11 protein-coding genes and 1 riboswitch are annotated in these 12974 nt (G+C 59.7%); of the genes, 1 reads left to right on the plus strand and 10 read right to left on the minus strand.

The genetic code is table 11. The annotated features are described in order from the left end of the window. The first annotated feature begins 10 nt into the window (after positions 1 to 10). Positions 11 to 247, plus strand: coding sequence for a hypothetical protein (locus MUN46_RS11100; protein ID WP_243377558.1), 237 nt, complete (start codon positions 11 to 13; stop codon positions 245 to 247). A gap of 176 nt (positions 248 to 423) precedes the next feature. Here MUN46_RS11100 and MUN46_RS11105 read toward each other — a convergent pair whose 3' ends face one another. The 10 genes from MUN46_RS11105 to MUN46_RS11150 form a co-directional block, all read right to left on the minus strand. After that, positions 424 to 1425, minus strand: a complete 1002-nt coding sequence (locus MUN46_RS11105; protein ID WP_243377559.1) for an NAD-dependent epimerase/dehydratase family protein — start codon at positions 1423 to 1425, stop codon at positions 424 to 426. Positions 1426 to 1599: 174 nt separating this feature from the next. Beyond that, the gene (locus tag MUN46_RS11110) at positions 1600 to 2610 is read right to left on the minus strand and encodes a glycosyltransferase family 8 protein (RefSeq protein WP_237978352.1); all 1011 of its coding nucleotides are present in this window, start codon (positions 2608 to 2610) and stop codon (positions 1600 to 1602) included. A gap of 423 nt (positions 2611 to 3033) precedes the next feature. Next, the gene (locus MUN46_RS11115) at positions 3034 to 3468 is read right to left on the minus strand and encodes a hypothetical protein (protein WP_243377560.1); all 435 of its coding nucleotides are present in this window, start codon (positions 3466 to 3468) and stop codon (positions 3034 to 3036) included. Positions 3469 to 3599: 131 nt separating this feature from the next. Beyond that, a complete protein-coding gene (locus tag MUN46_RS11120) occupies positions 3600 to 4754 on the minus strand; it encodes a M20 family metallopeptidase (RefSeq protein ID WP_243377561.1) in 1155 nt (384 codons plus the stop codon). Between the two features lie 18 nt (positions 4755 to 4772). Further along, positions 4773 to 6197: a Na+/H+ antiporter NhaC family protein gene (locus tag MUN46_RS11125; RefSeq protein WP_243377562.1), complete on the minus strand. Its 1425-nt coding sequence runs from the start codon at positions 6195 to 6197 to the stop codon at positions 4773 to 4775. A gap of 156 nt (positions 6198 to 6353) precedes the next feature. Beyond that, a riboswitch (Lysine riboswitch) is annotated at positions 6354 to 6549 on the minus strand. Between the two features lie 150 nt (positions 6550 to 6699). After that, positions 6700 to 7842 (minus strand): CAF17-like 4Fe-4S cluster assembly/insertion protein YgfZ, encoded by a 1143-nt coding sequence (gene ygfZ / locus MUN46_RS11130; RefSeq protein ID WP_479691234.1) that lies wholly within the window; start codon positions 7840 to 7842, stop codon positions 6700 to 6702. 44 nt (positions 7843 to 7886) lie between these two features. After that, a complete protein-coding gene (locus MUN46_RS11815; RefSeq protein ID WP_422732596.1) occupies positions 7887 to 8201 on the minus strand; it encodes a DUF4143 domain-containing protein in 315 nt (104 codons plus the stop codon). 556 nt (positions 8202 to 8757) lie between these two features. Then, entirely contained in the window at positions 8758 to 9849 is a 1092-nt protein-coding gene (locus tag MUN46_RS11140; RefSeq protein ID WP_243377567.1) for an ABC transporter ATP-binding protein, read from the minus strand. A gap of 1 nt (position 9850) precedes the next feature. Next, positions 9851 to 11521: an ABC transporter permease gene (locus tag MUN46_RS11145; RefSeq protein WP_243377568.1), complete on the minus strand. Its 1671-nt coding sequence runs from the start codon at positions 11519 to 11521 to the stop codon at positions 9851 to 9853. A 176-nt stretch (positions 11522 to 11697) separates the two neighbouring features. Next, a complete protein-coding gene (locus tag MUN46_RS11150; protein ID WP_237978345.1) occupies positions 11698 to 12687 on the minus strand; it encodes an ABC transporter substrate-binding protein in 990 nt (329 codons plus the stop codon). Positions 12688 to 12974 lie beyond the last annotated feature (287 nt).

A 12974-nucleotide genomic window follows, 5' to 3' on the forward strand; every position in this document is an offset into this window, starting at 1 on the left:
ATGATTCGGCGTGCTCATTGAAAAGGCGGGCCAGGCCGAGCGCGGCACCTTCGTCGTGGATCCCGACGGCCGCATCAAGGCCTACGAGGTGGTCGACGGCAACATCGGCCGCAACGCCGAGGAGCTGCTGCGCCAGGTCGAAGCCCTGCAGTATGTGCGCGAGCACGGCGACCTCGCCTGCCCGGCGCGCTGGAAGCCCGGCAAGAAGACCCTGAAGCCCGGCATTGATCTCGTCGGCAAGATCTGACCGCCCTTTTCCCGGGAGCCCGCCTCCCGGGAAAAGCGGCCGGAAATGCCAGAACGATGCGATTTGCGGGCGGCGGATTAACGATCCCCTGAAGGGTTCTTATTCTGCCGCCCGCCTGCCGTCTCACGCCCGGCGCTGAGGCCGTCAGACTGCCCGCAGGAAACCGTGCGCCGCTCTCACTTATAGTAAGTTTTGTACCACTGGGCGAATTTCCCCAGCCCTTCTTCAATGGTCGTTTCCGGCTTAAAGTCAAAGTCGCGCTGCAGCTCGCTCACATCGGCATAGGTCTGGTACACATCGCCGGGCTGCATGGGCAGATATTCCTTTTTGGCCTTTTTCCCCAGGGCCTGCTCCAGCACCTCGATGAAATGCATGAGCTTTTCCGGCTTATGGTTTCCGATGTTATAGACTTTGTAGGCGTCTCCCAGTTCATTTTTTCTGGGCGGATTGCACAGCATGTGCTCCATGCCGGTCACGATGTCGTCCACGTAGGTAAAGTCCCGGTACATGTCCCCGTGGTTGTAAATCTGGATCGCCTCTCCCCGGCGGATTTTATTGGCAAACTTGAAATAGGCCATGTCCGGGCGGCCAAAAGGCCCGTAAACCGTAAAGAAGCGCAGTCCCGTTGCCGGAATCCCGTAGAGATGGCTGTAGGCATAAGCCATCAGCTCGTCAGACTTCTTGGTCGCCGCATAGAGGCTGATGGGATGATCCACATTATCGGCCGTTGAAAACGGCGTTTTCTGCTGATTGCCATACACGGACGAGCTCGATGCGAAGAGCAGATGCGCGACTTGATGACGGCGGCAGGCCTCCAGGATATTGAAAAAGCCCACAATGTTGGAATCAATATAAGAACGGGGATGGTCGATGCTGTAGCGCACCCCGGCCTGGGCCGCCAGATTCACAACGATATCCGGATGAAAGGACTCAAAGACCCCCGCCACGGCCTTTTCATCGGCCAAATCCCCTTTGACAAAGGTAAATCCCGGAAAACGGGCAAGGATGTCCAGGCGGCTTTTCTTTAAAGAAACCTCATAGTAATCATTGAGGTTGTCAAACCCAAGGACAGAGGCTCCGAGCGAGAGCAGCCGCCGGGCCAGATGAAAGCCTATAAAACCGGCCGCCCCGGTGATCAATACTTTGCTTGTTTTGTCAAACGCTTTGAAATCTGCCATAGCAGTCGGCACCCTGTCTTCTCTGTTTTAGCCGCGGGGAAAAACAGCCCGCGCATAGGCTTTCTAATTGGCTTCGCCTGATTCTTCAGCCTGGCTGATTAGAAATAATCGCCGAAGCACGGCCCTTTAGATTTTACAGCGATCCGTAAATCCCTATTGCGGCAGCAGAATCGTTTAAAGATGCAGTTTATAGCGCATCCGCAGCCACGAATACCAAAATATCCCCTTAAAATATCCCGCCAGATTTCCATGCTTTTTCTGATATCGTCCCCACTGTTGGAAATCATGATAATTTTCAGGTTTTTTAATCGGCAGAATATTCGTAACAGTGGGCCAGGGCGATAAAGCATTATATTTGCGCCATTGGGCATCGAAGGGCGTCAGGACCATGTTCCACGGCTTTCTTCTTCCGGCCCAGTGAATAAACACTCCCTGATCAGTATCATAATCATCTCCGCCGTCCGTTATATTATAGGCATGCGGCAGAAAATAAAGATTTCCGTCAAAAACCAAATTCAGTATATCCTGGCTTTGCCCTAAAAAACGCTCTTTCGGTTCGCATTGGAAAGAAAAGGCTTTTTCCGTAATATGGTCTTTCTCCCACTGCTTACAGTCCACTAGCATAATGCCATCGTTGAAATATCTTCCATTCTTTAGCTTCAAATATTCAGATCTGTATTTGACGGAATCAGGACGATCAGCGGCCGCGGCTATGGCATAGCCTTTCATATCCAGGTGCATCAGAGGCTTTAATGAAGAAATGCACATGGTATCGGAGTCCGCATAAATATACCTGTCTGCATATTTTCCCAATACCTTCGGCATATAAAGTCTGACGTAGGTTACACGTGAGAAACGTGAAACCTTAATATGGAAATCCTTAAACGGCTCCATATTCACACGATATAAATAGCAGCAGCAGTGAAATTTCTGGGCTGTTTTCCTAATGTTTTCCTCACTGCCATCGCTGTACCCGTCTGTAAAAATGTGAAATGAAAGCGACGCACCCTTATTGTTTTCTATGACAGAAACCATTGAGGCGCCCATAAACGGAATATACGCATCGTTAACGTTATAAGAAACGTGAATTTGCTCCCGGGCATCGTCGGCTGGCAGATAATTAAATATTTTTTCTGACGCAATAAAATGAGATACATCAAAAAACGACGATTCAAACTGTTTCACGATCCTGTTCCTCCGAAGCCGCAGAGATTATTCACAAGCATAAATTAATCAATCAGGCGCATGATCAACGATCCAGGCAGCAAATAGGGTAATTACCGGATTTCAATGAGTCAAGCATTGGTAATTAAAGGCATTTAAGAAATAAGGGCGCCCTTTTGTTTTCCAATGAAGGTTTCATGGCGGATGGCCGCTGAGTAATGCTCCGCCACAGGGGCTGACCCTCTCATTAATACAGCGTGAAAAGCCTGTACAGAAATGCGGCTCTCAGAGGACATCCTTCTGTCGTCCGGCACACGGCAGACGGTCCGCCCGGGAGTAAAAAAAGCATCGAGAATTGTTCACGATGCTTGATTTTTTCGAACCTCCCGGAGTCCTGGAAGACCAGAAAACCGGGAGCCCGAGCTTCAGGCAGCCTTAAAGCTTTCAGCGCCTTCCGTCCGGGCGGTCTCCCGGACCCCCGCGCTGCGGAGCCGGCCCCCTCGCATCGCGCGCAGGCGGCATGGCGGCCGGATGCCGACGGCGGTATTCAGGGGCGTAATGATGGCGGTACCAGTCGTTCTTCACGAAACGCACCGGACGGCCGCAGGCGTCGTAGCGGCTGCAGTAGTGCCTCCAGTCGCGGCGTTGGGCTTCCGGAACGTTGAGATACAGGATCGAGGTCCCGGCGATCGCCGCGCCGATCGCGACGATCGGGGTCGAGTTCCAGACGTCAGGCCGCAGGCCGTTCATCATCGGGATAGCGCCCCAATAGCCCGAGTCGCCGATTGAAATATTGACCTGGGTGGCCGCACCGGCCTGAGCCGCACCGATCATGAGCGCGGCTGCTGCCGCAGCAGCCTTGCCTGCCATGCTGTTCATGTGATTCTCCTTTTCCGGGCCCCGGAGAGAAGCCCGGTGCTCACAGGCATACCCGTCCGGAGCGGAGGAAACCGTCACGAATTTTAAGTTTGGGCCCGGAATGGTTACAGCCTGTTGTCAGCTGTAACAAATCAAGCCGCGCCGGGCTTGAGCAGATCGCGGGTGAGGCGCTTGTAGATCTCAAGCGCGTTGGTCACCTGCTCGGGGACCCCGTACTCGTTGTCGCCGTGCATGTTGCCGCCTGAGGGCCCGAAAGTGACCACAGGAATGCCGAGCGAGACCGCGAGAATGTTGGAGTCGCACACCGAGGGGTCGTAGGCTACCGGCAAATCCACTCCGGTCACATCGCGGTAGTGGCGCTGCAGGGTCCGCACGAGCACGTGGTCTTCCGGTATGGCGAAGGCCTGCATGTAGGGGCTCTTGCGGGGCTTGAGCCGCACGGAGACCTTGCCGCCGAGGCCCAGGGCGTTCGCCGCCTCCATGATCTGCGAGATACAGAGTTCCGCGGTCTCGCCGGGCACCACGTAGCGGTCGACGAACATGTAGCAGCTGTCGGGGACAACAAGCGCCCCGGCGCTGCCGCCGCTCAAGTAACGGACGCACCAGGTCCCGCGGTTGAGCTTCGGGTGAGAGAGCGTGGGCAGCGCTTCGATCGCGGCGGCGAGCTTCCCCGCGCTGATGAGGGCGTTCTCCCCCACCTGCGGGTAGCGGCTCGCGTGGCCGGCCTTGCCCTTCACCGTCACCTCGAAGCTGAAGCGTCCGCGGAAGCCCACTGCGACGTTGTCATAGCGGCACTCGGCCATCAAGGCGAGGTCCGCATGGATCACGTTCTCTCGCACGAGCTCGTAGGTGCCCTGCGAGAGCCCCTCCTCATCGGAGACGAAGCAGGCCATGATCTTCCCTGCGAACTCGCTGCGGTGGGCGCTGAAGTAGCCGATGGTTGAGAGGATGGCGGCGTCTCCTCCCTTCATGTCCATGGCTCCGCGGCCGTAGACCTTCCCGTCGATCAGCGTAGGCTTGAAGGGATCGGTCACCCAGGCCTCGCGGTTCACGTCCACCGTATCGATGTGGCCGATGAAAAGCAGCGTCGGGCCGGGCCTTCCGCTGTCGAGAACCGTCCAGACCGAGGGGCGCTCGTTCTTCTCGTCTTCCGGGAAATAGCTCATATGCACGATGAGCCCGAAGGACTCGAGCGTTTTCTTCACATACTCCGCGGCCTTAGCCTCGTGGCCCATGACGGAGTCGATGCTGATCAGGTCGTACCAGCGCTGAAGAACTTCTTCCATGATTTTCTCCCCTTTGAGTCAGTTCGCCTCGGAAGCGGCCCCGGCCTGCGAATTCCCGCTACGGCGGGGCAGCTTTGCCGAGCCGATGCCCGTGAGTGCGATGAAAGCCGAAAAGACAATGGACAGCCAGAGCATCGGCGCATAGGGCAGGAACGCGAGGTTCGCGACGCCCAGCGTCGCCGCCGTGTAGGAGCCGGTCGTCGACCAAGGCACGAGCGGAGCAAGCCCCGTGCCGGTGTCGAGCATCATGCGCATCAGGTTCTTGCGGTCGAGCCCGTACTCCGAGAACATATCCTTCGTCATCGCGCCGATCACCGGATAGCTCACGTAGTAGGCGCCCGTGATGAGGAAAAAGAGCGCGTGCAGGCACATGATCGAAAAGCTCATCACGCGGGGGCTCGTAGCAAGGCGCTTCACGAAGTCGAGCAGCACGTCGGCCACGCCCGCGGTGCGCAACGGCGCGCCGAAGATGCCCGCCGCCATCAGCAGCCCGATCGTGCTCAGCATGCTGGTGAAGCCGCCGCGGTTGAGCATTTTGTCAACGAAGGCCGACCCGGAATGCCCGGAGTAGCCGCTGTAGAGGCTGGTGAGGACGGTCTTCAAGTCCATGCCCTGAAGAATCATGGCGAGGACCGCGGCCACCGCAATGCCGGCCACGAACGTGGGCAGCGTGGGCTTCTTCCAGACGATGAGCCCCACCACGACCACGAGCGGAAGCAGCGTGATCACCGACAGGTTGAAGGTGTGTGCGAGAGTCGTGAGGATCTCGTCGTAGACTGCGCTTTCAGCCACGCCGCTCTGGAAGGAGCTGCCGTATATGAAGAAGAAGACGAGGCTGATCAGGTAGGCCGGCCCCGTGGTGAGAAGCGCGTGCCAGATCCCGGACATGAGCGGGGTGTCCGTAACGGTGGCCGTGATCACGGTCGAGTCGCTCAGGGGCGAGATCTTGTCGCCGAAGAACGCCCCCACGCAGACCGCGCCGGCGGCGGCCTCCATCGGGACGCCCAGGCCGGAGGCGACGCCCATGCAGGCGACGCCCACGGTGGCGAGCGTTCCCCAAGAGGTGCCCGCGAAGGTGCTCATCAGCGTGCACAGAATGCAGGCGACCGGCAGGAAGAGCGCCGGAGTGATCACCTGCATGCCGTAGTAGACCATGACGGGGATGGTGCCCGCGGCCATCCAGCTTCCGATCAGGACGCCCACGGCGAGCAGAATGAGCATTGCGATCAGCATCGAGGCGATGATGTCCTTGATGCCCGTCTGCAACTTCGAGTACGGGACGCCGAAAAGCACCGCCATAAGGCACATGACGACGCCGTCCACAGCAAGCACGATGCGGACGTTCACGGAGAGACCCATGAGGCCGTAGACAATGATGAGGACGCCCACGACAAGCATTGAAAGGGCCTGCCAGGGCTTCACGATGGTATGTTCTGATTTCACTTCATTCTTTCCGTTTAAGAAAACCCACCCGCCTCCGGTGCTGCTTGAAAAAAGGAGGAAGGAGACGAAAAGGCCAGAACCCAACCGGGAACTCAGCCTTTTTCCCCTTCGGGGCGAACGAAAAGAATGTTCTTCGAAAAAAGAAAAAGCGCGAGAGTAACCGGCAGCGCTCCGCCCGCGCGAACGACCGTCCCGCGGGCGACAGTCCGCAGGATCTTCTCCTGCGGCCCAGATCCGAAAAACTCTGAAGCAGCTTCTTCGGTCTTCGGCGGTTCCCCCTTTGGCAGCTTCCGGCTCTTCAGCCCTTTGTGTGGAAGCCGCGACTCATGAGTCCCGCGCCTCTGCCTTGTAACGAAATATTTTAGAAACTAATGCTTCCCGCGGCAATGAGGACTGTGCCTTAGTCTTTTAGGCCGCCGGGGCGGCCCCTTCACCCGCCGAAGTCTTAACTCCCTCTGGGTAACGGGGCCTTCAAGACCGGAGCCCGGGGCCTGGGGGGGGGTCAGCGCTGCTTTTCGATGAGGGCGTAGAAAGCCTCGCCCGCGCTCACCGACTCGACCACGGTGCCGCCCGGGCATTCGCCCCCGGCGCCCGGCAGCGGCTCATGCGAGCAGAGGATTTCAGGCTGACGCTTCAGGCGCTCGGGATGGTTCTGCAGCCGCGCGATCACCTCCTGGCCCGGGTAGCAGCCCTTGTTGAAGGAGACCCCGCCCAGTTTCTCAAGCCCCACCGCCTGGGGGAGAAAGCGGCCCGAGGTAACCGCAAAGACCATGGGCAGGCCGCAGGAGATGTCGGCGAGCCACCACAGCCCCTCGGGGGCCTTCGGGGCGTCAAGACGCGAAAGCGCCCCAGGCTCCCCGAGGACGATCACTCGCGGGAACGCGGCCTCAAACGCCGGCACCCGCCCGGGATCCGCGTCTGACACCCGCACCGCGGTGAGCCCCTCGGAGCGCGAGGCCTCCCAGGGCTTTTCAGGCACCGAGAGCCCCGCCGCCTCGAGCACCCGCGCGGCCCCGCCCCCGGCAAGGCCGGAAACGCAGAGGCTTTCGGTGACATCCTCGAACTTCACCTTCGAACGGAAGACATAGAGACGTATTTTTTTCAGGAATGCCGGGGCGAGGCCGCGCGGAATGAGAAGAAGAAAGCTCTCGGTAGCCTCGCGCACGATCCGCGGGGCGGCGATCAGCCGCCCCTGGGCGTCAGCCCAGCCGGTGAGCTTCGCCCCCTCGCCAATGTCAGAGATGCGGCTGCAGAAGAGCCGGTCGAAAAATCCAAGCGCATCCGCGCCTGAGGCGCGGATTACCGAAAGCGACTCAAGCGGCGAGAGCGCCGCCCCCTGCCCGAGCCCGCGGCAGTCCTGCGGGCTTACCGCCCAGCTTCCTTCCTGCATCATGGCCTGATGGCTCCTTTTCATCCTGGCTGCAGGCGCTTTTCGCGCGCCTGTGCTCCACAATGCAGGAAAGGATACCCGAGTTGGAGAAAAACTGCGTTCCCTGGGGAGCCCGCTTGACCGTGTTCCCCCTGAGCACGCCAAAATTGTCGAGCCTTCCCGGATCAGCAGATCAATCTCCCGCTTTACCGTATCTCGGTAAAAGTAAAAGAGCGTCTTCTTCCCGTTGCGACGCCAGCTCTTCAAGATTTCCATGACGACGAAATTTTCGAAGAACACACCTGCGTTGTATGCCTGCCTCAGCGCTGAGAGCCAGGCGGCTGGCGCAGCCACGCGGCAAATTCTGTGTCCGTGAAGTAGAGCCGGGACTTTTTGATGAGTGTTTGCCCAATATTCTCGCAAAAGGGCGAAAGCAGATAGACGCCCCCCGCCGCCACGACCCCATTGAGCCATCCCCAGGCCGTTTCTGCCGCGACGCCGGCTTCCTTTTGAAGCGGGCCGAGAGCGAATTCCTGTCCATTGCGGGCGTCCAGAACTGCGACGAACTTCTCAAAGACCGGGATGTGCCGAACCCCGGCTGCCGGGATGCCCTTTTCAACGAACGCTCCGGGCAGATTCTCAAAAAACGGCCCTTCTGATCCGGATCATTCTGCGCCGCCGCGGGCCAGGAACCCTGCCCGATGATCTGCCGGATCTCTTCCTGTGTCAGGGAATCGAGGCTGTCCGGAGAAAGATCTCCGGCCGACAGAAAAAGTCTCTGCCGCAGTCCTTCCCCCTGGCGTTCATAAAGATTCAGGGGAAAAAGCTCAGAGGAGACCGCTCGTCTGGGCGAAGCCCTGGTGATCACGACCTCCCGCATCCGGGGAAGACAACCGGAGTTCAAAGGTTTCAGACCGCCTATGGGAGCACCTCATCTGAATGGCTGAAGAAAAACAGAGCTCTTGTGCATTCAGGCTGCCCCCGCAGGCACCCGGGGCAAAAAATCACTGCTGCACAAAGGGCTTTGCCTTTATTGAGCCAGAGCTCAATGAAATAAAGACAACAGTCTCTGCTTCCTGCGCCTTCCTGACTGCCCGGGGCTGCTCTCCAGCCTGCTGCCCAGTCAAACGCCCCGGAAAGCGAAGCCTTCCGGGGCGTTGCTGTTCTTCTTAAGAAGCTGTTTTTCCGGGCTCAGCGGCGGATCACGACGCCAGCCTCGGGAGTGAAGGCCGCCTCGATGATCGTGCCCTGCTCCACGAGCTTCGTGCCGGGCAGGAACGGCACCGACATCGAGAAGGGCTTTTTCTGCCCGGAGCCGGGCAGCACCACTTCGTAGTCGACCCGGTCGCCCTCGAAGTAGCGGTTTACGATCTCAAGCGGGAAGCCCGATTCGCCGGGCTGCGCAATCCGAAGATTTTCGGGACGCACGACAAGCAGCGCCTCTTCGGCTTTCTTCGGGGGATTCTGCCGGCCCATGCGGGCGCGCAGCTTCCGGCCGCCCACCTCGAAGAGCGCGTAGCCGTTCTCGTCGGAATCGAGCCGCCCCTCGATCAGGTTCGCCTGTCCGATGAAGTCCGCGACAAAGGCCGTGGCCGGGTCCTCGTAAAGCTCCATCGGAGTGCCGAGCTGCTCGATGTGGCCGTGGTTCATCACCATGATGCGGTCCGACATCGTGAGCGCCTCCTTCTGGTCGTGCGTGACGTAGAGGCAGGTGACGCCGAGTTCCTGCTGGATGCGGCGGATTTCGGAGCGCATGTGCAGCCTCAGCTTCGCATCGAGGTTCGAAAGCGGCTCGTCCATGAGCAGCAGCTGTGGACGCAGCACGAGTACGCGGGCAAGCGCAACGCGCTGCTGCTCGCCGCCCGAGAGCTGGTTGGGATAGCGGTGCTCGGCCTTTTCGAGGCCCACCATCGCGAGCCCCTCGCGCACTTTCTTCGCGATTTCAGAGGAGGACTCGCCCCTCACTTTCAGGCCGTAGGCGACGTTGTCGAAAATCCTCATGTGAGGAAAGAGCGCGTAGTTCTGGAAGACGAAACCCATATTGCGCTCGTTCGCGGGGAGGCTCGTGACGTCGCGGCCGTCGAGCAGGATGCTGCCGTCGGTGGGCGAGGCAAAGCCCGCGACCATGCGCAGCGTCGTGGTCTTCCCGCAGCCCGAGGGTCCGAGGAAGGTGAGGAACTCGCCCGGGGTCACCTCGAGGTTCACATGGTCGACCGCCCAGAACTTTTCATTGTCCTTCACATAGCTGCGGCAGAGATTTTTAAGGGTAAGAGCAACCGACATTTCAGTGAACTCCGATAGCGTCGCCGCTGCGGCAGAACAGGCGCGCGAGAAGCGCCATCACGCCCGAGGCGATGAAAATGAGGATGATGAGGACGATGGAGAAGGCGCAGGCCTGGGCGAACTGCAGCTCGGTCATGCACTCGAGAATCCGGGTCGTGATGAGCGACCACTGCACCGACACGAGGAAGATCGTCGCGCTGATGGCGGTCATCGAGTGGATGAAGAGGTAGCGCATGCCGGCGAGCACCGCGGGCAGCACCATCGGGACCGTGATCGAGAAGAAAGTACGCACCGAGGAGGCTCCGAGGCTGCGGCTCGCCTCCTCGATCGAGGGGTCAATCTGGGTGAGCGTGGCGATCACGTTCCGGATGCCGGCCGAGGAGTAGCGGAACACATAGGCCGCGATCAGGATGTAGATGGTGCCGGTGAGCACGATCGGCTCGCTGTTGAAGGCGAGCACGTAGGCGATGCCCACCACGGTGCCGGGCAGCGTGTAGTTAAGGAGCGAGACGGTCTCGAGCAGCTTGCTGCCGCGCACCCGCAGCCTCGTGGTGACATAGCCCACGACCACGGCGAGCAGCCCGCCCAGGGGCGTGCCGATCACGGCGATGAGCAGCGTGTCCTTGATCGCCTTCATGCCGAAGGTGAAGACGTACTCGTAGTTCTCGAGAGTGAACTCGTTGTTCACGCCCCAGACCTTCACGACTGAACCAAGCAGGATGATGGCGTAGATGTAGAGGATGAAGGCCGAGAGCAGCGCCACCACGCCGACGATGAGCGAGGAGAGCAGCAGCCCCGGACCCTTCACGCTGCTTCTGCCGCCCGCCTTGCCGGTCACCGTGACGTAGCTCTTCCTGCCCACCCAGTAGTTCTGCAGAAAGTAGACGACTAGGGCGGGGATGAGGAGCATGAACGACAGGGCTGAACCGCCCTTGAAGTCATACATGCCGGTGATCTGCAGGTAAGCCTGCGTCGGCAGCACCGGGAAGGAGTGGCCGCCCAGGACCTGCGGCGTCGCGAAGTCGGCGAGCGAGCAGGAGAAAACGAGCAGAAAGGCGTTGGCGATGCCCGGGGCCGCAAGCGGCAGCGTCACCGTGCGGAACACCCTCAGGCTCGAGGCGCCGAGCGAATAGGCTGCGTCTTCGAGGTTGGGGTCGATGCGCGAGAGAATCGTCGAGAGCGTCATGAAGGCGACCGGGAAGTACGTGAGCGACTCGGAAATGTAGGTGCCCCAGAAGCCGTAGAAATTGAAGTCGTCGATGCCGAGGAAATCGAGCAGAATGCCGTTCGGACCGAGCGAGAGGGTGAGCGCGATGCTGCTCGTGAAAGGCGGGGAGATGAGCGGCAGCAGCGTGACCGCGCTCACCGCGAGCTTGAGCCAGGTAGGCAGCCCGAGGCGGGTCACCGCGTAGGCGAAGATGAAGCCGAGGATCGTGCCGGTGAGCCCCACCGAGCAGCCGAGCAGGATGCTGTTCACCGCGGCGCGCTGATCGTACCAGCTGCCGAGGAAGGGCTTCAGGTTGTCGAGCGTGAAGCTGCCGTCCACGAAGAAGGCAACGCCCAGAAGCCGCAGGAAAGGATAGATGACGAAAACGCCCAGCAGCAGCCAGAGCATGAGAACCGTCAGTTTCGTGCTCAGGTCGCGCTGCGTCGTTGCTGCGCTGTAAGCCATGATGAGATAGGTCTAAAAGGCTGTGCGGAAAAGCGCGGGCGGCTGCGGGAAAAAGCGGCCCCGGGTAAGAAAAGCGGGCCGCGGCAGCGGCCGCCGCGCGCGAAAGCGGTCCCTTTTCGGAAGCTTCCGGAAGGGACTTCGCGCCTGCGGGGAAAAGGCAGGCGCGGTCGCGTTTCTTACTTGATCACTTCGTTGATCCAGCGCTCGGTGTAGGCCTTGCGGTGCGCGCCCTTCCAGGCGACGTCCACCGACACGGTCTTGATCTTCGAGAGATCAAGCAGCGGGTTCGTCGTCTTCACGTCGCGGCGGGTCGGGACGTAGTTGATCTTGTTCTTCACGATGAACTCGGCGAATTTCTTGGAGGCCGCCCAGTCAACGAACTTCTTCGCCTCGGCCGAGTGCTTCGCGCCCTTCACCACGCCGGTCGCCTCGATTCCGAAGCTCACGCCGTCGGACGGATAGGTGATCACGACCGGGTAGCCCTGCTGCTGGATGTCCAGGGCGTCGACGATGTAGAAGATGCCCGAGGCGCACTGGCCGGTCGCGATCGGCATCGCGCCGCCCGCGCCGCTCTTCGTGTACATCTGCACGTTGGCGTTGAGCTTCTTCTGGAACTTGAAGGCTTCTTTCTCGCCCTTCACCTTGACCAGGGAGTAGATGCGCTCGGTGGCGGTGCCGGAGGTGCGGGCGTCGGCCATCTGAAGGTTGTTCTTGTAGCGGGGGTCAAGCAGGTCGTCCCACTTGGTCGGGGGATTCATGTGATTCTTCTTCAGGAACTTGGTGTTCGTGAGGAAGCAAAGCGGGATAATGCCGATGCCGGTCCAGTGATTCTTGGGATCGCGGAACTGAGCCGGAATCGCGTCGGAATCCTTCGGGCGGTAGGACTCGAACACGCCCTCGCGGACGCCCGCGGCGTAGGTGTCGGCCGGGCCTCCGAGCATCACGTCAACCTGGGGATTCTTCTTTTCCGCGGTGAGCCTCGCCAGCGCCTCTCCCGAGGAGAAACGCAGGAAGTTCACCTTGATGCCGGTATCCTTCGTGAACTGCGCGAAAACCTTGGAGGCGTACTTTTCGGGCATGATCGAATACGCATTCAGTTCTGCCGCGGACACCGAGCCCGCCAGCACACAAAGCCCCATGAAGAGGGCCGAGAGCCTGAGTTTCATAAATTTATCCTTTTGGTATGGTCCGTGCGCCCTCCGTAAGCCGCTTGCACAGGGCGACATGGCGCCGTCCGGGCCGAGCCGGTGGGAGGCTCTTTCGGAAGCGCGCTTTTTTATACCTAAAAAGTCATGACAAGGCAAGTGCTTATAACCCCTTTTACCATCCGCTCCGTTGCCTTCAGCTTTCCAGGGGAAGGACCTTCGGTTTGATCCATGTCAATCTGCACCGTTCTTTTATTGCTAATGATTCTTATTTCCAATATGATTCTCGCATCAGGTCCACGGGGTCG

Source organism: Mesosutterella faecium (genome assembly GCF_022809315.2).
Classification (GTDB): domain Bacteria; phylum Pseudomonadota; class Gammaproteobacteria; order Burkholderiales; family Burkholderiaceae_F; genus Mesosutterella; species Mesosutterella faecium.

Coding starts and splice junctions, on each gene's coding strand:
- MUN46_RS11120 (WP_243377561.1), bottom strand. CDS start 4,754: ATGGAAGAAGTTCTTCAGCGCTGGTACGACCTGATCAGCATCGACTCC.
- MUN46_RS11150 (WP_237978345.1), bottom strand. CDS start 12,687: ATGAAACTCAGGCTCTCGGCCCTCTTCATGGGGCTTTGTGTGCTGGCG.
- MUN46_RS11145 (WP_243377568.1), bottom strand. CDS start 11,521: ATGGCTTACAGCGCAGCAACGACGCAGCGCGACCTGAGCACGAAACTG.
- MUN46_RS11140 (WP_243377567.1), bottom strand. CDS start 9,849: ATGTCGGTTGCTCTTACCCTTAAAAATCTCTGCCGCAGCTATGTGAAG.
- ygfZ (WP_479691234.1), bottom strand. CDS start 7,842: ATGGAAATCTTGAAGAGCTGGCGTCGCAACGGGAAGAAGACGCTCTTT.
- MUN46_RS11105 (WP_243377559.1), bottom strand. CDS start 1,425: ATGGCAGATTTCAAAGCGTTTGACAAAACAAGCAAAGTATTGATCACC.
- MUN46_RS11115 (WP_243377560.1), bottom strand. CDS start 3,468: ATGAACAGCATGGCAGGCAAGGCTGCTGCGGCAGCAGCCGCGCTCATG.